The 19348-nt window shown below is 64.1% G+C and carries 17 protein-coding genes; 8 read left to right on the top strand and 9 right to left on the bottom strand.

The window, feature by feature from the left end:
* Window positions 1-4 precede the first annotated feature (4 nt).
* Both GEMMAAP_RS01295 and GEMMAAP_RS01300 read left to right on the top strand, forming a co-directional pair.
* Window positions 5-283, top strand: a complete 279-nt coding sequence (locus tag GEMMAAP_RS01295) for an oxidative damage protection protein (RefSeq protein WP_053333913.1) — start codon at window positions 5-7, stop codon at window positions 281-283.
* Between the two features lie 556 nt (window positions 284-839).
* Window positions 840-1370, top strand: a complete 531-nt coding sequence (locus tag GEMMAAP_RS01300; protein ID WP_053333914.1) for a MarR family winged helix-turn-helix transcriptional regulator — start codon at window positions 840-842, stop codon at window positions 1368-1370.
* A 152-nt stretch (window positions 1371-1522) separates the two neighbouring features.
* On the opposite strand, the gene GEMMAAP_RS01305 is transcribed toward GEMMAAP_RS01300, so the two are convergent.
* The 3 genes from GEMMAAP_RS01305 to GEMMAAP_RS01315 form a co-directional block, all read right to left on the bottom strand.
* Window positions 1523-2608: a TolB family protein gene (locus GEMMAAP_RS01305; RefSeq protein WP_043580122.1), complete on the bottom strand. Its 1086-nt coding sequence runs from the start codon at window positions 2606-2608 to the stop codon at window positions 1523-1525.
* Between the two features lie 268 nt (window positions 2609-2876).
* On the bottom strand, window positions 2877-4484 hold the full coding sequence (locus tag GEMMAAP_RS01310) for a S41 family peptidase (protein ID WP_053333915.1): 1608 nt from the start codon (window positions 4482-4484) through the stop codon (window positions 2877-2879).
* Window positions 4485-4939: 455 nt separating this feature from the next.
* Entirely contained in the window at window positions 4940-5800 is an 861-nt protein-coding gene (locus tag GEMMAAP_RS01315) for a replication initiator protein A (RefSeq protein ID WP_082820963.1), read from the bottom strand.
* A gap of 116 nt (window positions 5801-5916) precedes the next feature.
* Between GEMMAAP_RS01315 and GEMMAAP_RS01320 the strand changes: the two genes are divergently transcribed.
* Window positions 5917-6636 carry a glycine-rich domain-containing protein gene (locus GEMMAAP_RS01320; RefSeq protein WP_053333916.1) on the top strand — a complete coding sequence of 240 codons (720 nt, stop codon included), beginning with the start codon at window positions 5917-5919 and terminating at the stop codon, window positions 6634-6636.
* On the opposite strand, the gene GEMMAAP_RS01325 is transcribed toward GEMMAAP_RS01320, so the two are convergent.
* The 3 genes from GEMMAAP_RS01325 to GEMMAAP_RS01335 are packed head-to-tail and all read right to left on the bottom strand — an operon-like array spanning window position 6613 to window position 9412.
* Complete coding sequence (locus tag GEMMAAP_RS01325) at window positions 6613-7791, bottom strand: potassium channel family protein (RefSeq protein WP_026849118.1); 1179 nt, start codon at window positions 7789-7791, stop codon at window positions 6613-6615. The two genes, GEMMAAP_RS01320 and GEMMAAP_RS01325, sit on opposite strands and share 24 nt — an antisense overlap.
* A gap of 48 nt (window positions 7792-7839) precedes the next feature.
* Window positions 7840-8652, bottom strand: a complete 813-nt coding sequence (locus tag GEMMAAP_RS01330) for a Type 1 glutamine amidotransferase-like domain-containing protein (RefSeq protein ID WP_026849119.1) — start codon at window positions 8650-8652, stop codon at window positions 7840-7842.
* 4 nt (window positions 8653-8656) lie between these two features.
* Window positions 8657-9412: a hypothetical protein gene (locus GEMMAAP_RS01335; protein WP_043580123.1), complete on the bottom strand. Its 756-nt coding sequence runs from the start codon at window positions 9410-9412 to the stop codon at window positions 8657-8659.
* A gap of 504 nt (window positions 9413-9916) precedes the next feature.
* Here GEMMAAP_RS01335 and GEMMAAP_RS01340 point away from each other — a divergent pair.
* Window positions 9917-10291 carry a hypothetical protein gene (locus tag GEMMAAP_RS01340; protein ID WP_026849121.1) on the top strand — a complete coding sequence of 125 codons (375 nt, stop codon included), beginning with the start codon at window positions 9917-9919 and terminating at the stop codon, window positions 10289-10291.
* Window positions 10292-10330: 39 nt separating this feature from the next.
* A complete protein-coding gene (locus GEMMAAP_RS01345; RefSeq protein ID WP_026849122.1) occupies window positions 10331-10792 on the top strand; it encodes a hypothetical protein in 462 nt (153 codons plus the stop codon).
* Between the two features lie 60 nt (window positions 10793-10852).
* Here the strand turns inward: GEMMAAP_RS01345 and GEMMAAP_RS01350 are convergent, their stop codons facing one another.
* The gene (locus tag GEMMAAP_RS01350; protein ID WP_026849123.1) at window positions 10853-11851 is read right to left on the bottom strand and encodes a threonine ammonia-lyase; all 999 of its coding nucleotides are present in this window, start codon (window positions 11849-11851) and stop codon (window positions 10853-10855) included.
* 40 nt (window positions 11852-11891) lie between these two features.
* Complete coding sequence (locus tag GEMMAAP_RS01355; protein ID WP_053333917.1) at window positions 11892-12626, bottom strand: SDR family NAD(P)-dependent oxidoreductase; 735 nt, start codon at window positions 12624-12626, stop codon at window positions 11892-11894.
* 173 nt (window positions 12627-12799) lie between these two features.
* On the opposite strand from GEMMAAP_RS01355, the gene GEMMAAP_RS01360 reads away from it, so the two are divergent.
* From GEMMAAP_RS01360 to GEMMAAP_RS01370, 3 genes are all read left to right on the top strand, one after another.
* Window positions 12800-13195, top strand: a complete 396-nt coding sequence (locus GEMMAAP_RS01360; RefSeq protein ID WP_158514684.1) for a DUF3568 family protein — start codon at window positions 12800-12802, stop codon at window positions 13193-13195.
* Window positions 13196-13713: 518 nt separating this feature from the next.
* The gene (locus GEMMAAP_RS20455) at window positions 13714-14802 is read left to right on the top strand and encodes a LamG-like jellyroll fold domain-containing protein (protein WP_082820964.1); all 1089 of its coding nucleotides are present in this window, start codon (window positions 13714-13716) and stop codon (window positions 14800-14802) included.
* Window positions 14803-14889: 87 nt separating this feature from the next.
* Window positions 14890-17991 carry an AAA family ATPase gene (locus tag GEMMAAP_RS01370; RefSeq protein ID WP_026849126.1) on the top strand — a complete coding sequence of 1034 codons (3102 nt, stop codon included), beginning with the start codon at window positions 14890-14892 and terminating at the stop codon, window positions 17989-17991.
* A gap of 45 nt (window positions 17992-18036) precedes the next feature.
* On the opposite strand, the gene GEMMAAP_RS01375 is transcribed toward GEMMAAP_RS01370, so the two are convergent.
* Window positions 18037-18957, bottom strand: a complete 921-nt coding sequence (locus tag GEMMAAP_RS01375; RefSeq protein WP_043580399.1) for an ADP-ribosylglycohydrolase family protein — start codon at window positions 18955-18957, stop codon at window positions 18037-18039.
* Window positions 18958-19348: the final 391 nt, after the last annotated feature.

Here is a 19348-nt window from a genome sequence, read left to right on the forward strand (position 1 = left end):
GATCATGGCTGATGTCACCTGCACGCGCTGCAGCACGACCCGTGAAGGGTTCGAGCGCCCGCCGTTCCCCGGCGCCATCGGCGCCCGCGTCGTCACCGAGATCTGCAAGGATTGCTGGGGCCAGTGGCTCAAGCAGCAGACCATGCTCATCAACCACTACGGCCTGAACGTGATGGACCCGCAGGCGCGCACCTTCCTCACCCGCAACATGGACGCCTTCCTCTTCAAGGGCGGCCAGGCGGACGACGTGGACACCTCCAAGCAGGGCACGATCACCTACTGATCTCCCCCCGTTCAATCGAAACGCCCCGGCCGATGACACTCGGCGGGGGCGTTCTGTTTCGGGGGGTTCTACCCCCTCTACTTCCGACGACCGGTCAGTTCACACCGGCGATGTAGCGGGCCAACCGACCACAGCTCGTGCATTTGAGCGTCACGTGCGAGTGCGGCTGTGGCGGGGTGCTGGCCGGGTCTCGGTCAATCTGACCTTCGCAGCTCGGGCAGCTCAGGGGAAGCCCAGTACGGTCCGTTGCAATAAGGTGCAGGGCCTGCGCTGGGTTATACGTGTTCGGTCGGGGCTTACGCATCACGCCTCCTCGCGGAAAGTACGCTGGCCAACAGTCCCTCCGGCCAGCGACGGAAAGGTATAACCACCTTTTTTTTCGCAACACCACTTTCCGTACTTTTGCGGTAACGGTTAACCATCTTTTAACTCTTTCGGTGGTTTTTCATTCGGAACGTTCGGTCCACTATTCATTAGGACTTGGCATCTTATACCCAAAAAATGAGTGCCCGAGCACCCTTGCGGAAAAAACCGGGATCGCTGAGGCTTCACCACTATGGCCACCACCACCCGACCCCAGCAGGACGCTTCGGTGCATTCCGAGGCGCATGAACCGGACCTCGACGAGGCCACCGCCGCCGCCTTGCGGTTGTGGGTCATCATGTCGCGCGCGCAGTCTGCCGTGACGACCCAGGCCGCGGCGCATGCGTCGCAGTATGGGCTGACGCTCGCCGAGTTCGGCATTCTCGAGGCGCTGTACCATCGTGGCCCCATGCTACTGGGCGAAGTGCAGAAGCGCATTCTCGTGTCGAGCGGCGGCATCACATTCCTGGTGGACCGCCTCACCGCCAAGGGGTTGGTGGAACGTCGGAGCTGCGACTACGATCGCCGCGCGCGCTATGCCGCGCTGACCCCCAAGGGGACCGAACTGGTGGCAGAGGTGTTCCCGTCGCACGCCCTCGTCATCGCCCGCGCCATGAGCGGTATTGGGACCGACGAGCAGACGGATGTGGCTAACCAGCTGCGTACTCTCGGGCGCGCCGCCGCCGCGCTCCCGCTCCCAGGCGGTCGAGAACAGGACAAATAGCTCAGTACCAAGAGGGCTGGCCGGAATAGAGAAGGGGCCGATGCAATGCATCGGCCCCTTCTCTATTCCGGCCAACTGCCATCGGTGTGGCTGCCGTCTGCTGTCTTTCAGTTAAGCCCCACTCTCCCCACCCGGCACCGTCGCTGCGGAAGCTACTTCCATTCCGCGATGAACAAGTTCGTCTCCCCCTGCTTCGTCGCCCCGCGATTGCTCGCAAAAATGAGCTTCTTGCCATCGGGGCTGAACATCGGGAAGCCGTCGAACTCGGGGTTCGTGGTGATCTGCTGGAGATCACCGCCGTCAAGCGCCACGGTGTACAAGTCGAAGTTGCGACTGCGCGGATTCTTGTGGTTCGACGAAAAAATGATGTGCTGCCCGTCGGGGGTCCACGACGGACCGAAGTTCGCGCCACCCAGCTTCGTGATCTGCCGCTGATCGCTGCCGTCGGCGTTCATGACGAACAACTCCATGCGGTTGGGGCGGATCATGCGCTTGGCCAGCAGATCCTGGTACGCCTTGAGCTCCTGCGGATTGTCGTAGTGCCAGGCGCGGTACACGATCTTCGTGCCGTCGGGGCTCCACCACGGGCCGCCGTCGTAGCCGGGCGTGGTGGTGAGGCGCTTCACGTCGCTGCCGTCCACATTCATCGTGTAAATGTCGAGGTCTCCGTCCTTGAGACTCGTGAACACGATGCGCTTGCCATCGGGACTCAGCACCCCTTCGGCGGTATACACGCCGTAGTTGGTGAGGCGCTTCATGTTCTTGCCGTCGATATCCGTGGTGTAGATGTCATACGGATCGATCCCCCACACGTAGCCGGCGCTCGGGTCGGGCTTGGGCGGGCAGGCGCTATCGGCGTGGTGCGTGGCACCAAAGAACAGCCGCTTGCTGCCGGGCAAAAACCACCCACAGGTGGTCTTTCCACCCTGCGACACCTTGGTGAGCTGCGAGCCGTCGGCGCGCATCACGTACTGCTGGTCACAGCTCCGGCCGTCGCGCGTGCTCTGGAAGGTGATGTACTTGCCGTCGGCGCTGAAATACGCCTCGGCGTTCTCTCCGCCGTCGGTGAGCTGCACCAGGCTGGTGAGATGCGCCTCGCCCGAATCAGACGCAATGGCTCGGCGCAGCGCCGACGCGCTCGCGGCAGGGGACGCAGGCTGGCTGCTGCAGGCAGCGACCATGGAGGCGGCAAACGCCGCGGCGGCGACTGAGCGCCGGGAAGTGGAGGTCAACGACATGCGCTGAACCGTAGTCCCGGGGGTGAAGGGTGGCAATCCGCATTTCTGCGGAAGGCGCCGGACCCTCGCTCCGGAGTTCAAGGATGGACCGCTGTGCCTGATCGGAGGAGGACTGGAGCTGAGGAGGTGGGGAGCACAGCAACAAAAAATGGGGTGTCCGGAAAGGACACCCCATCATGATTTTTGAATTACTTCTCCTCACCTCACCACGTCATTCCCTCCCTCAATCAGGCACAACCAGCCCCGATTCAGAGGGAGGCCCAGAGGTTCACGGCCCGCTACGGCGCGCCACGCCGGGCTTGCTGGGGGCCAGCTGCGCCCCGGCGGTGAACAGCTCCTGCTGGGTGCTGCCCTTGCGCATGATTTCCATGGCGCGGCGGAGCTGGTTGTCGTCCTTGAGGCTGCGGCGACGCACGAGCGTATCGCCAAAGGCAATCTTGGCCACGCGCTCCTCAATGCTGCGGTCCACATCGGTGGAGCCGGCGTCCCAGACGGCCTTGTCGATCTTGACCGTGTCGGCCACGAGGCGACGATACACTTCGTCGCGCCACGCGGGGTTCACCTCAAAGTTCGGCGCAATCTTCCCCTTCTGCTGTTCGGCCACGGCGGCCACGTGCGCGAGATACTTGCCGTACACCGGCAGCAGCGCACGACGCAGCTGCTGTTCGGCGGTGGAGAGCGTATCCGACTGCACGATCACGTCGGGGGTAATGGCGCCGCCGCCATACACCGTGCGACCGCTGGCCGACTTGAACACCGGACGCGCCTTGCGCACCGAGTCTGTCTCCAGGCTGTCGGGCATCACTTCAACAAACTGTCCGTCGGCGTTGATCTTCCGTTCCTTCTGAATGGACCGGCCCGACGGCGTATACCACTTGCCCGTCGTGATCTTGAGCGCGTAGCCGCCATCGAGGTTGTACACGCTCTGTACGAGCCCCTTGCCGAAGCTCGTGGTGCCAATCACCAGCGCGCGATCGTAGTCCTGCAGCGCCCCGGCCACGATTTCCGACGCGGACGCCGAGCCGCCATCGACCATGACCACGAGCGGGATCTCCGGCGCGAGTGGATCCTGCTGCGAGACGAACTTCTGGAACTCCGCCCGTCCACGTACCGACAACAGCTCCTTGCCCTTGGGGAGGAACAGGTTGGACATCGAGAACGCTTCCTCGAGAATGCCACCGGGGTTGCCGCGCAGGTCAATGATGAACCCCTTCGCGCCCTTCTTGCTGAGCGCCATGACGGCGTTGGCAATGTCTTCGGTGGTCTGCTCCGAGAAGCGTTCGAGCGGGATGTAGCCGGTGCGTTCATCGAGCATCATGCTGTAGCGCACCGCGGGCACATGAATTTCCGCGCGCTTGAAGCTGAGCTTCACCGGCTGCGGCACCCCCACGCGCAGGAACTGCACACTCACCGGCGTGCCAATGGGGCCGAGCAGCTTGTTCTGGACCTGCTGCGTGCTGAAGCCACGGGCACTGGTGGTGTCCACGAGGGCGATCTTGTCGCCTTCGAGCACGCCACCCTGTTCCGCCGGCGAGCCGGGGAAGACTTTGTTCACGGTCACATAATCGCCCACCTTCACGATCTCCATGCCAATGCCGGCATAGCGCCCGTTGGTGTTGCGCGAGAATTCCTCGAGCTGCTTGGGGGTAAAGAGCTCGGTGTAGGGATCATTGAGCTCCTTCACGAGTCCACGCGCCGCCTTTTCGTACAGCATCTGGGCGTCGAGCGTGTCCACGTACCGCAGGGCGACGAATGTCAGCACCTGGTCAAGCAATTGAGCCCCACCCCGGGTAGCGCGCGCCTGCAGGGCAAAGCCCGAGGCGAGCAGGGGGGCGAGGACGAGGCTGGCCAGGACGGCCTTGCGGTTACGGGTCATGCGGGTCTCGCGAAAAGGAGGATGCTACCAATATCACGTATAACGTACGTCTTTGACGGGGCGCTGTTCCCTGGTCTCAGATCTCAGATCGTCGAGCTGCGACCTGGAGGTGAGATCTGGGACTATTGAGGTGCGCTGGATATCGAGGGTGAGAGGCCCGATGCAAGCGAGTTGAGAGGTGCGAGTGCTTACGTCCGCTCGAGATTTGCGTGATGCCGTGGGGGCTGTGTGACGCCAATGCTCTGGTAACTGCCACTTCGGTAAGGAGTTACGGCCGGCCGGGGCAGACACCTCTCACCACTGACCTCTGAGCGTCTCCCACGCGGACGCCAGCACTCGCACCTCTCACCTCGCTTGCATCGGGCCTCTCACCCTCGATATCCATCGCACCTCGATCGTCCGACCTCTGACCTCCAAATCCCGCCTCGGCGGTCTCAGATCTCAGGCAATAGATGTCAGGTTTCCTCGCGCGGTCTCGAGCCCAAGACGTAGTCCACGTGCCATTGGCGGTCGTACTGGCGGATGGCAATGTCCCGCACCAGTCCGGCTGACAGCAGCATTTCGTGGGCTGGTTGTAGGACGCGCGAGAGGTGGCTGGGGTACCGCTGGGTGAGTGGCATCTGCTCGGCCAGCCGTTCCAGGGGGACGCGCCAGGAGAGGCGGCCGTCGGCCCGGGCCACCTCGAGAATGCGATACAGGCGGCGCGCCACGGGGCTGGAGAGGGCGTGGTAGCGGGCGGCCGAGAGGGTAATCACATGCCGGGCGGCGAGATTGGCCCGCAGGGTCGCCGAGAGCGTCACCCGGGCGTCACCTGGTTCGCCGGCGGCGAGGTTGCCGAAGAGATGCAGCTGTTCGCGGTCGGCCACTCGGCGGCGCTGCACCGATACCGTGCTGAGCACCGTGAAGCTGACATCCGACGCCCCCGACTGCGCGGACCAGTAGGCGCCATCGATGCTTTCGAGGGTGGTGCGCTCCAGGCGGCTCAGGGCGGCCCGCAGCTGCTCGTAGGTGCGGCCGTCGGCGCGGCGCCCCATGGAGCGCAAGAACGCGTGCAGTGTGAACGTCACCGCACCGTCCGGGGGCGACCCCCCTTCGTTGTATCGGTGCAGGATCTCCACGTACACGTCCTGGTCGAACGTGCCGGGGAGTCGATCGCCGGGAGCGGGGATGACGCGCCAGCGCCCGCCGTTCTCGGTCGTGTACGAGACGGGCGCATCATCGGCGGAATCGCTCAGGCGGAACAGCGGGAGATCCTCGAGCGAGCGATCGAGGACCACCCCGCGCACAGCCGGGCGCCTACGGGCGGCGAGAGTCATCGCCTGCAACTTGGCGGAGAGACGGGCGTTTCCGCCAGCCACCCCCCACGAGAGGGGCTGACGTCAAGGCTCGATGGTTCTTCCGAGGAGCGTATCCGCCGTGCACATTCGCCGCCATGAAAAAAGAGCTCTGGCTCCGCCTTCGCGCCTATCAGTTCGCGAATCTCGTGCCCCCCGATCTTTGGAACAAGGTCGCGGAAGCCTTTGGCGGTGGTGACGCCTCGACGAGGGCATTCGCCAGCAAGATCGCCCGCAAGCACGGGTGGACCACCAGCTTTGCACTGCGCGCCATTGCGGAGTACCGCAAGTTCGTCTTCCTCGGGGTCACGGGCGACGTGGTCGTGACGCCGTCGAAGGTGATCGATACCGTGTGGCACGAGCATGTGCTGTTCACCAAGGCCTATCGTGAATTCTGTCGCGATGTGTTGCAGCGCGACTTCGATCACCACCCCGAACTCCTTGCGACGGAGTCGCAGACCGCCCTGTTCGCGCAGCAGTATGACGCGACGTTGGAGCGCTACGAGGTCGAGTTTCGCGTACCGCCGCCAGTCGCGATCTGGGGAACCCCGAAGTTTCCGCGTGAGGCGTCCGCGGCGCGACGGCCCCAACCGGCCACGGCGACGGACGGTGGCGACGTGCCCTTGTACGCCCACTTTGATGGGCTGGGGGGCACCCCCGGCCACCACGACATGCCGGAGTTTGGTGGCGGCGGGTTCAGCGGTGGTGGTGGTGGCGACGACTGGGGGAACGAAGGCGCCGGCGGGGACGGTGGCGGGGATAGTGGCGGCGACGGCGGCGGATCCGGCTGTTCGTCAGGGTGCGGTGGCGGCGACTGACGGCAGCGCGCGATACACCTGCTCGTCCACAATGGCCGTCATACTCACCGTGAGCTGAATGTCGAGCTGCTCGCGGAGCCGCGCGGCCATGCCGTCGTCGAAGATGCGCAGCACCAGGCGAAGATCCGGCGCGATGGTGCGTGCGATCAGGCCGATCTCGAGATTCGCGAGGTCGTTGTTCACGATGGAGTACAGCGCTTTGGCCCGCGTGATGCCCACTTCCTGCAGTACACCCGGCACCCGGGCGTCGCCAATGTAGACGTCGGCGCCCAGTGCGCGCAGTGACTCCACCTTCGCGCCCTCCGCATTGAGTTCAATGACGAGCACGCGCTCGCCACGTGCAATGAGGCGCTCCGCCACGAAGTATCCCAGTCGCCCCAGGCCACACACGATGACATGTCCGGCGTGGGTATAGGTGCGACGGCCGAGGGCGAGCTGCACACGCCGCTTGATGACCCGATCGATGGTCAGCGAGAAGATCATCCAGATGAAGCAGGTGGCGCTCACGATAAGCGCAATGCCAATCAGCTTGCTCAGGGTGCTGGAATTCCGCAGGCTGATATCGCCGTAACCCACGGTCGCGATCGTCACGATGACGAAGTAGAGCGCATCGACCCATGACAGATCTTCGGCGTAGCGGAAGTAGCCGGTGGCGGCGACGATCACGACGCCAAAGCCCGCGCTCAGCCGACGCACGAGTGGATCGTCGTCAATTTTCCTGCGGCTGCTGATAGGCGCTGGTGGTCGTTCGTACGCGAACGTGTGCGAGAGCGGCGTGTCGAGTGTGTCAACCAACGCCGGCGCCGCCATCTTGAACGGGTTCACCACCCGCACATTGGGATTTGCGGCCTGCAGGTGCGGCGCGATGCTCTCGTTGGAGAGTGACAGGACGACCGGAAGCGTGGGGTGCACTGACAGCAGCGCCACCAGACACTGGAGATTGAGGTCGTCCCGATCGTCGAGGAGATACGCGGCGGGGAACGCGCCAGGATCAATGGCGCGCAGACGTTCAACAATGGACGCGAACGCTGGCGCGCTACCCGATGCGGCAACGGCCGGCAGGTGAATGACCTCCCGGCCGTCCGCGCGCGCCATGGACTCAATACGATGTGCCAGGTGTCCCGTGCCAACGAGAATGACCCGTGGCGGCGTCACGACGTCTGCACTCGAACGCGCGTGATTGGCTCCCGCCCGTCAGTCACGTCAGAGCATCTCCGGCTCGAGCGTCTTTTCGGTGGCCGTGCCATTCTCTCGGCTCACGTAGTAGCACTTGGCGCCTGCGCGCGTGGCCACGACGCGCTTCACGGTGTTGTCTTCGAAGTAGATGCCGGCGTCGTTGTCGCAGGCATAGCCTGGCTGCATCTCACCACTGCCAATGAGCTTCTGATACAACGGGCGCCGACCGGGCTCGGCGTCGTAATGCGGCGAGTGGCTGCCCTTGATGAAGCCCATGCACTTCACGATGGAGAGTGCTTTGGGGCGCGAGTCGGTGGTGCCTTCGTCAAACCAGCAGAGTGAGCCGGCGCTGGCACCGCCGAGGACGATGCCACGGTCCCACGCTTGACGCAGCACCACATCAATGCCCTGCGCTTTCCAGATGGCTTGCTGGTTGAGCGTGTTGCCACCGCTCACGACAATGCCATCCATGCTGAGCAGCACCTCTTCCCAGCTCTGCGTTTGCGACAGGCTTTCAATGAAGCTGTTCTGCACAAACGGCTCCACGTTGAGCGGCGCACACGACTGATAGAACGACAGCGACGCCTGCGGGCTGTCGGCGCTGGCGGTGGGCAGGAAGCAGATGCGCGGACGCGTCTTTCCCGAGAGCTGCGCCATGTAGCCAATGAACTTCGTGCGAAAGCCACCGCCGGCAATGAGGATCTTGCGGGTGGCGCGGGCGTCGGTGGCAACGGTCTCGGTCATGACGGGCGCGGGTGATGAGTGCGAGTGAGCGGTGGCGGGGAGCGCCATGGCGGCCGCGCCGAGTGTGGTGGTGGCAACGAAGTCGCGTCGGTTCATGGCATCACGCGGGTGGGGAGTCGTCGTGGTCGTCAGGGGCCTGTTCGGCGTCCTCGGCCTCCAACCGATCATACAACCGCTCAATGGTATCGAACCAGAGGCGACCGAGCTGTTGCTGTCCGTCGGCGGTCCCCGTGATGTCGGCGGGCATGGGCGGTGCACTCACCCCACCCGCTTCGTAGGCCGCGGCAATCACCTCCTTGCCCTCCGGCAGCGGCAACGGATGATCGTGCAGCCCGGCAAAGAGGTGCAGCCCGTCCACCTCCATCACGTACGCCAGCAGCAGCAGCTCGGCTTCGAGGTCGTGGGTAATGGCGTTCTCGTGCACAAACAGCGTGCGATCGCCGAGCCGGTCGTAAATGGTGGTGCCCACGCCGGGTTCAATGGTTTCCACCTGCCAAAAGCCCATGGTTGCGGCACCCTGCGCCTGCACGAGCGATACGACATCCGCGTCCATGCGCGCGCCCAGACGGGCCTGCTGCGCTTCCAGCCACTGCGCGGCCGCGGGCCGTTGGCCCGGCGTGGCTACGTAGTGGTGCAGCGCCCACATGGTGAAGAGGTCGCCTTCTTCTTCGGGGAGCTCTTCTTCGGCTGGCACGCCCCAGGCGGTCATGGCGGCGTCCATCCATTCGGCACCGAACTTCTTGTCGGTCCAGTCCACGATCTCCTGCGTCACGCGCTTGTCGCGCTGCAGGATCGTGGTGGCCCGCAGCAGTTCAGCGCGCTGCGCCGCTGGCAGCGCCGCTGCTTCGGGAGGCACCGCGGCGCCATGGCACTTCTTGTACTTCTTCCCCGAACCACAAGGACACGACGCGTTCCGATCCATAAGTAGGCCTGGCGGTTAAAGTCTGCTTCCTGCCTCCTGCCCCCTGCTCCCTCTCCCAACAGTGCGTCGGAGCACACGGAGTACGGAGGGCACGGAGCACAGCGGCAATCGATATAGCAGACTAACGAATCTTGCCTCCGGTCGTCGAAGTGAGTGGAGGAATTTTCATGATGAGACGACAGATTATTGCGATCTCCAAGCGGGCTCTGTGTGTCCACCCAATACTCGGCCACGGCTAAGACCACGCGTCCCAACGCGGGCGGGATGGGTGTCCTGCGATAAATGTCTGTTTCAAACAGACAATTTCAGCCGGGGGATGACGTCAGCCCTCGCGTCGGCGCGCCATAGACATTCCGTAGACAATCCGTCGACCGCACGAAGTAGCGTCGCCCCACGTTGGCACGGGGCCGACGCCACTTCTTCCTGCGATGGACACAAATGAACCGACTGCGACAAGCCACCGCGCTGTTGCTGGGGACGGTGCTCATGGCCGCCTGCCAAGCCGGGCCGGCAACGGCACCAACAGACGGGCTCGAGGCCGGGACGCCAGATCTGATGGTGATTGGCACGACCGATGATCTGGACGATGCACTGACCCGCATTCTGCCCGTGTTGGCCGCAACGCCCGGGGCGACCGGGCTCACGAAACACCTTGAGGCCGCCCGTGATGCCGCCGCGCGTGGCCAGGCCGTCCGGCTGCGAGAGCAGCTCGGGCTCGCGCTCCATGCCCTCGATGCCATGGAAGACGATACCGCACCAGCCGTGGCCGCCGATGTGGATGCCCTGCGGCTCATGCTCGATGCGCGATTCTGAACGCGCTTCCCTCACTCCATTCCTGACCACTACCCGACCATGCGCCTTCTCCGCCTGACCTCCCTGCTCGCCGCCGCACTCACGGTGTGTGCCACGCTCGCCCCCACCACGGTCTCCGCCCAGACCATCACCGCCTGTTCGGCCGATCGCTCGGGCACGCTGTACCGGGTTGGCATTCCCGGTGCCCCGGCCGATTGCACCAAGTCCAGCCACACCAAGGCCACCTGGAGCACCAACGGGTCGGCGCCGGACATCGTGGTGGACTCCACCTCAGTTTCCGCACCCGCCGGCACGCAGTTCAGTGGCAGTGTGACTTGCCCGACAGGCTACACCGTCATTGGTGGCGGCTTTGAAAGCTCTGGCGTGCCTACCACCGTCGGTGTCTGGACGTCCCGGCCGCACTACTACACGACCTATTCCTTCTGGCAGGTGCGCGGCTACAACTCGGGGGCCAATGGCTACAGCATGAAGATTCAGGCCATTTGCATGAAGCGACCCTGACGCAGCAACTGACCCGCTCCCTGAGGGGGCGGGTCGGTGCGGCGCGGGCTTCTCACGGCATTACGCCGAGAGCTGCGCATAGAAGGTGGCGGTATCAATGTTGCCGCCGCACACCACCAGTCCCACCGACTTGCCGGCCAATGATTCGCGCAACGGGTAGAGCAGCGCGGCCAGCGCCGCCGATCCGGCGGGTTCGGTCACCAGTTTGGCGGCGCGGAAGGTGAGGCGCATGGCGTCGCGAATCTGGTCGTCGCTGACCAGCACCACCTCGTCGACGAATTGTCTGTTCAGCGCGTACGAATACGGTTCGCAGCGCGGCGCCCCCAGTGAGTCGGCAATGGTTTGCACCTTCTCAATGGACTGCGGCGAGCCGGCGGCAAAGCTCCGGTGCATGGTGTCGGCGCCAAAGGGCTCCACGACGTACACCTTGGTCTGCGGCGACCGCTGCTTCACGGCGCAGGCCACACCACCGGTAAGGCCACCGCCACCGGCGGCCACAATCACGGCGTCGAGCGTACCACCAGCCTGCTCCACCTGCTCCACGAACTCGAGCCCTACGGTGGCGGTGCCGAGTGCGGTGCGCGGGCCCTCGTAGGGGTGCACAAAGGTGCGTCCTTCGGTGGCGACAATCTCGTGCACACGCGCAAAGGCGTCGTGCACGGTGTCCACCAGTTCAACGGTCGCGCCGAGTTCCTTGCACAGCGCAATGCGGTACGGGTTGGCGGTGCGCGGCATGACCACCGTGGCGGTGGTGCCCAGTTCGCGCGCACAGTAGCCCAACGAAATGGCGTGGTTGCCGGCCGACACGCCCGTCACGCCACGTGCGAGCTCCTCCGGCGTGAGCTCGAGCATTACCGTGAGAGCGCCACGCGGTTTGAAGCTGCCGGTCCGCTGAAAGAGCTCTTCCTTGAGCCACACCAGGGTGTCCGGCGCCAGACGCGCCGCCACCGCGTCGTCGAGCAGTTCACGCACGGGGGTGGTGATGACGCGCGTGCCCAGTCGTTCGCGGGCGGCGCGGATCTCATCGAGCGTGGGGATGGAAATGGGGGTGGTGGTCACAGGGGTGGTCGAGGGGCAGGCTGTCTGAAAGGGAACGGTGCTACGCCAACGAAATAACCTGCCCACTCACGTTTCGGGCGAGGGGGCTGGCCAGAAAGGCCACCACGTCGGCCACGCTGTCGCGCTCCACATAGTCGGTTTTGTCCCCCATGTCGGCCACGTTGCTGGCGGTGCGGATGGCGGTGGGGGCCACGGCGTTGGCGCGCACTCCGTGCGGCTTTTCCTCCAGGGCCACGGCGCGCATGAGAGTAAGCACCCCACTTTTGGCGGCGGCGTAGGCGGCCATGCCGGCGGGGTTCCCACCGGGGGTGGCGGCCACGCTCCCGAAGTAGACGAAGCTCCCCTTGGCGTCGCGTACGGCGGGGAGGAACGCCCGCGTGGTGGCAAAGGCGGTTTGCAGGTTGATGGTGAACTGCTTGGCCCAGGCGTCGGGGTCGGCTTCATCGAGCGGGCCGGTCATCCCGAAGCCGCCGGCCACGCACACCACGGCGTCTACCCGGTCGGCGTGCTGGGCTCGGTGCGCCCAGAGCACCTCGGCGGCGGCACTCTGCGCTGAGGCCGGGTCGGAGAGGTTGGCGGCGTGGGTGGAGATATGAGGAAAGCCCTGGCCCGTGAGGGCGGCGGCGCGTTCGGCCACCTGCTCCGGATTGAGATCGAGCAGCGCGAGGGAGGCACCGCGCTGGGCAAAGCCGAGGGCAATGGCTTCCCCCACCTGGCCGGCTCGACCCACGCCGGTAATGACGATGAGCTTGCCGGAAAAATCGAGTGTGGTCATGTGGTGGCCGAGTGGAGATGGGTGGCAGTGCGGGGCCCGGGCATTACGCGGGGAGTGGGTGGCCTGGGCACGTCGCGCGAACGCGGGGGACGCCTCAATGAATCGTGTGACGTGGGCCCGTTTTGTGCGAGTCCTGCGCCATGACCATCACCCGTCCTTTCATCCCACTGATTATGACCCGTTCCATCCGCCTTTGGGCGACGGCGCTGCTCGCCGTGACCACCATGACCAGCAGTGGCTGCTTTCTGTTGGCGGCCGGCGCCGGCGCCGGCGCGGCCGTGGCGTACACCAATCGCGGGGCCACCGCGAACATTGAAGGCGGCGTGAACGGCGTGTTTGATCGCGCGGTGCGCACCTTTGGCATTATGTCCATTACAGAAACCGGGCGCAGCACCGAAGACAGCGGCAACACCCGTCGCCTGGTGGGCAAAATGGGCGAGCACGAGGTGACCGTGGAAATCCAGCGTCAGAGCGACAACGTGTCCACGGTGGAAGTGACCGCGAAGAAGAACGTGGTGGACTACGACAAGGAAATCGCCACGCGGGTGCTGGAGACGATGGTGAAGTAGCTCGGAGTTGCCTCGGGTGCGCGCGCAAATGAGCGCGCTCAAGTACCATAAATACTAGATGAATACTGTCAGAGGCCTCACGCAGATTGTTGGTGCAGCATGCAAGCTGCTCAATGACAGTCTTCGGAGGTCTCTCGACTTTGTCCGTGTTGATTCTTCGCCCAACAAAATATCCTGAACCGTCAGGCTCAGTGTGAACTGTGAGTGGTACCATGTGCTGATCGCAGGTCCCCACTCAAGAGAGCCACCAGTATCCGCAGCATAAAGTCCTGGTGTGCAACCACCGAGAGAAATCCCTCTCCAACTGGAACGATGGGTATCGCTGAATGATCAACACCAAAGGACCGAATGATCGAATCAAACTAGTGTATGCGAAACAGTGAGTCCGTAAGACGCCCGAGATACGATTGCCAAGTCCTTAAGTGCCCAAAGGGCAATGCTTTGACAGTCAAGAGATGCTATGAAGCCATCTTCGCGCCTGAGCGACAAACATCCGCCACCCGCATGAAGGTGCACTTATGAAAGGAAGAAAACTGTTCTGTGTCGTCGTCAGCCTGAGTGCGTTGGCATGCGCTGATAGCACTCCAACCGAAGTGCAGAATCACGAAAGTATCGCCCGCGAGCCACTACTCGCATCCGGCCCGAATAGATGTAGCGGCCTCCCTCGTCGGACCACTTCGCTCGCGATAACCCCGGCGACAACTCAACTCCAGCCGGGGGGTCAACAGAAACTCACTGTCACGAATCAACTTGGCGAAGTCGTCCCTGATTGTGCTGTCACGTGGGCTAGCGCAGCCCCAAGTGTGGCAACGGTAAACGCGGCTGGAACCGCCACAGCGATTGCTCCTGGAACTGTCGTCGTTTCAGCGCGCTCAGGTGGTAAGAAATCCTTTCTGGCCAATGCACAGATTGTGGTATTGAATACATGTGGCGCACTACCCGCCAGTTTTGAAACGTCTCTGGAGTCTTGGTACCCGTTCTGTGGGAACGCCAATGAGCAAACAGGCAACGGTACTTTTGCGTCTGTTTTTGGCGCCACCTTGGTGGCCGATCGTACTGGACGTTCTAACGCCGCCTATCGATTCAACGGATCCAGCTACATCTCCCTAAGTCGTCCATTCTTCAACGGCGCGACCAACGTAAGCGCTATGAGTATGTCCGTTTGGGTGCGGCAGGACGTCCTTCACGACGGATACATCTCCGCAAAGGAAGGTTACTGGCGTGGGAAGGGCATTGTTGTGCTCGCGGATGGCAGCGTACTGTATTCGAATGCGGAACCAGAGCCCCAAGGCTATTTCACGCTAGTCACTGAACCAGGTCTCCTTGGTGCAAATACGTGGCATCATATTGTCTCCACGTTTGAACCAGGAATTATCCGGGTGTATGTGGACGGCGTGCTCCGTGGTACTGCTTCAGGGCCGTACAATACCTTTAACTTTTCGTGGCTTGCTGCAGGTAATTCAACAGCTACCAACTTGATTGGAGCTACTCACCCGGTCGATCTGGGCATCGTAGGATACTTTCGTGGTGATATTGACGATCTGGCGGTGTGGGGACGCACGCTCAGCGCAACGGAAGTCGCAACACTTAGCAAGTGGAATCCATAATTCTCCGTTCATTGAATCAATGACATGACACTGCGTTGGCGGCAGTGTGTTGCATCCTACTCACTGCGCACTGCCGTCTGATTCATCGTGCCCATCCTCCTCCGCACCCTCGGCGCCCCAAGCCTCCTCTCCGAGGCCAACGAACCAGTCCTCCCCAAGGGGAAGCCGCTGGCGCTGCTGGCCTACTGCGCGGCCGACCGGCGCCGGAAGCTGTCGCGCGACGAATGCGCGGCGCTGCTCTGGTCGGACATGCCCACCGAACGCGCGCGTCACAGCGTGCGCCAGGTCATCTGGCGCCTGCGCCGCGCGCTCGGTGAAGACTTCATCACCCGCGATGATCTGATCACGGGGATCGGGCCGGGGCTCGTCACCGACCGCGAACAGTTTCTCGAGGCGGTGCACAGCGACAACGCGGAGCTGGCGCTCTCCCTCTATGCGGGCCCGTTTCTGGATGGCATGGAGCTGCCGGGCGGTGAGGAGTTTGACGACTGGCTGCAATACGAGCGGCATCGTCTGCAGGATGCGCTGGTGCAGGTGGTGGAACGCGCCGCCGAACGCGCCCTCCACGATGAACGCCGGACCACCGCGCGTGCCTTGGTCGAACAGCTGGCCGAACGAGTTCCGAGCCATCTTGGCGTTCGCCGTCTGGCCATTGAAACGGCACTGGCTCTGGGCGATACGGCCAGCGCCAGGCAAGAGGCCGATGCGCTGGAGGCACTGGCCCACGCCGATGGCACGGTCCTCCCCGCCCGCGTGGCACAAACGGTGGCGCGCGCCCGGATGTCGTTCTCGCCTGCCGTGGAGAGCGCCCCGGACATCGCACTCGACTTTGTGGGACGCGATGGGCCATTCTCCGAAATACTGGGCGCCTGGCGCGAGGTGCAACGCGGCACCCCGCGGGTTCTACTGGTGCAGGGCGCTGCCGGCATCGGCAAGTCGCGGTTGCTGCAGGTGGTGCACCGGCGGTGTGCCGGGAAATCCACCCGCGCGCTCCTGGTGCGCGCCAACGCGGGAGAACAGGGCGTGCCCTTTGGCTACGCGTCGGCACTCGTGCGGGCGCTTACGTCGCTCCCGGGCGCGCTCGGCATTGGCGAGGCCTCGGTCAAGGAACTGGTGGCCCTCGACCCTGCTTCGGCGGCCTCCCTTCGCGCGGAGCCGGCCCCGTGGAACGCCGTCGAAAGTCCGCGCCGACGGGCCTTGGCGTTGCTGGATCTGTTGCAGGCCGTGACCGAGCAACAGCCGGTAGCGCTGCTTATCGATGACTGGCATTGGATGGATGCAGCGTCACGTGAAATGATCACGGTGGCGCTGGGGCGCTGTGAATCGGCGCCGCTGCTGGTGGTGATTGCGTCGCGGCACGGGCACGAACTCCCCGCCGTGCGTCATCCCGAACGCGTGACACTCATGCCGTTGGGGCTCGAGGACAGCGTGGAAGCGCTGCGCAGTACCGGCGCCTGGCCGAGTACACCGGAGGTAACGCAGTTTCTCACCATCACCGCCACAGCCAGTCGTGGCGTGCCGCTGGAGCTGTACGAGCGCCTCACCTTGGCCGTGGAGTCGGGGCTGCTGCAACTGCGTGAGGGGGAGTGGCACGCTGCCTCGTGGGAGGCGCTGGCTCACGAAGTCACGGGCGCCTCGCCACTCGCGCGTCGTTTGTTGGCCTGTTCACGGCATGAGCGACAGCTGCTGTTGGTGCTGGCGGTGGCCGGTACGCCGCTTTCGATGCCCGTGCTGCAAGACGCCTTGATGTCGTGGTCGTCGAAAGACCCATCGCTCCTTCACTCGCCACTTCCCCGCGAGGCGTTCGACGCCATGGTGGCCGTGCTGGAAGCGAAGGCGTTACTGCGTCACGACGGCCGGTATGTGCTGCTGGTACACGATACCATAGGCGAAGGGCTGCTCGAGCAGACCGGGACCGAGGAGCAGCGGCACGCGCACGGCGTGTTGGCGATGGCGCAGGAGCGCGCACTCAACGCGGGTGGCGCTCCTACTGCGGATGCGCTGCAGGCCGCATTGCTGCACGCGCTACAGGCTGGTGACGCGCCGCAGGCCGGCCGATTGCTGGCCCGACTGGTCAATGCGGTGCGCGCTCGTGGTGATGCCCGCAGCGCGCGGACGGTACTAATGGATAGCACCGGCGGCATCCCACGCGGCATTGATGAAGCGGTGGTGCTTCGCGCGGTTCCGCTTTGGCAACGCGGGGCGCGTCCGTCCGGCTGGGCGCTGGGTGTGGTGGGCATCGCCGTGAGTCTGGCAGCGCTGGTCATCACGTGGCGTGCCTCGGCAGCTCCCGTGGTGGAAGTACTGCAGGCGCCATCGTTGGCTGTTGCGGCACCGTCGTACGGTGACAACGTATTCCGCCTAACGCCTGCCCTCATGGTGGCGCGGGACACGCGGGGTGCCGACTCGGCGTTCGTGAAGGTGCGTTCGCTGGATAGCAACGCCGAGGTGGTGGCCGGTGCTGTGGCCTACGCCGGGAATGGCCCGGTGTCGCTGCAATCGTTGCGGGTGCGCTTTCAGGATTCCGTGGCGCGGCTCGTGGTGGAAATGGAAGGACATCGGCCGGCCGTGGTGACGGTGCGTCGGGACTACAACGGCACCGATCTGGCGGTGGGACGCTCGATCAAGGCCTCATTGCTGGAAGGAGATTTTGGCAAGCAGCATATCACACCAACCGCACGCACGGTTCGTGCGAGGGTGGGCGAGGATGTCTCTGGCGTGGTGCAGCTGCAATACACCTCGGTTCTTATTGCCGCGTCGGTGTGGGTGTCGTACACCCCCTCGTGGGGTGACCCGCAGCAACAGGGGCGCGAAGTGTTGCCGGTGCTCACCCCGACTCTGGCCGAAATCATCGATGTGCCCGTACAGTTCGTGGCCCCATCAACGCCCGGTCGCTACTGGATTCTGGTAACGGTGTCCGCCCAGCCATCGGGCGGGTTCACCCTGTCGGGGACCAGTTGGAGTGTGGAGCGGCCGCTCTGGAACGATGGCAATGACCTGGCACAGCTGTCGACCGCCCAAATTGAGCAGGCCAATCGCGAGGGGTCGATCATCACACCGTTCGCGTATCCCAAAGGATGGCAACGGACCCCAGGCGAATGCGAAACCGATCGGCGCCCCTCACCCGACACCAAGTTCTGCCTGAATTATCTGGGCGCGTTTGGTATTCCGGTGGTGGTGGAGCGGTGACGTAAATCCCCCTGGGGAATTCGCCCCATCCCACCGCGACAGCGGTTAGGTCGCCTGCCTGGGCGGCGACGGCTGAATGAGCTCGTCGGCGAACCGATCGATGAGCGACGTGTGGGCCAGGCGCTGGCGCCACTCCAGCGGAATACCGGACTCGCCGTAGAAGGCGCCGGCAATCTGCCCATAAATGGCCGCGGTGGTATCGGCATCGTCGCCCAGGTTGGTGGCCAGCAGGCAGCCATCGCGGAAGTTGTCGCTTCGGTAAAAGGCCCAGAGCGCCGCTTCGAGGGCATCAGCGGCGTAGCCGGTGCCGCGAATGGTGGGCGGCATCTTCTGCGTAAATGACCCGTTGGCAATGACCGCAATAGCCGGATGCAGTGGCGCTTCCTCCCAATAGCTCGGCACTGGAGTGTACTGCGGCGAGAGGAGTGCGTCTTTGGCGGCGCCACTCACTGCGCCCAGCAAAAGCGCGGCGAGGTAGCGGCAGCCGTCCACGGCGACAACAGCGCCATGCGTGGTGCGGGAGCTTTCGGCGGCCATGGCGATAGGGTCTTCGTGGCGCCCGAAAAAGAAGAGCGGCACAGGGGCGAGCCGCATGAGGGAGCCGTTGCCGGCAGACCACTCGTCGGTGCGTCCCGCGAAGGGATTACCGGTGGCCTGAAATGCGCGCAGCGCCTGTGACACCGTGTTGCCAATGTCGAAGCAGGTGCCCGTGCTGGAGAGATGCCCTTCGCGCCACCAGTTTACGTAGCGCTCCATCTGGTCTTTGGGATCGAAACCGCGGCATTCGATGAGACTTTCCGCCAGGCAGAGCGCCATGGAGGTGTCGTCGGTCCATTCGCCGGCTCTCAGCTGAAACGGGCCGCCGCCGGTCATGTCGGTCACCGGGGTGAAGGAACCGGGGCTCTTGAACTCCACCGTAGTGCCCACGGCATCGCCGACGGCGAGTCCGATCAGTGCGCCGCGCATGCGGTCGCGCAGGGCGTGAGAGAATTCAACGCGCGGGCGAAGCGGCTCCCAACGATCGTGGTGGTTCATGGAGACAAAAAGCCTCAATGGAAAATGTGGGACAACGCGTCACCGTTTGCTTCGGGACAAACGGTACCCAGACGCTGTACCCAGTCCTTGGTCATGACGCCTAGAGTACCGCGTGAATAAGCACTTGGGCGAGGGCGCAAGCCGCGACAAATGGCAGCAAAGGACGCCCATCTCCTGGGTAATTTTCCCCATCTCCCCACCGAACCATCCAGGTACCCTGCCTCATGTGCCCCCGCCCCCGCGGGGGCATTGTGCTTTCACAGCCCGGTCAGCGCGGACATGGGGTCCGCCGCGATCAGGGTTCTCTGGAGGCATACAGCTC

The sequence above is a fragment of the Gemmatimonas phototrophica genome, assembly GCF_000695095.2.
GTDB lineage: Bacteria > Gemmatimonadota > Gemmatimonadetes > Gemmatimonadales > Gemmatimonadaceae > Gemmatimonas > Gemmatimonas phototrophica.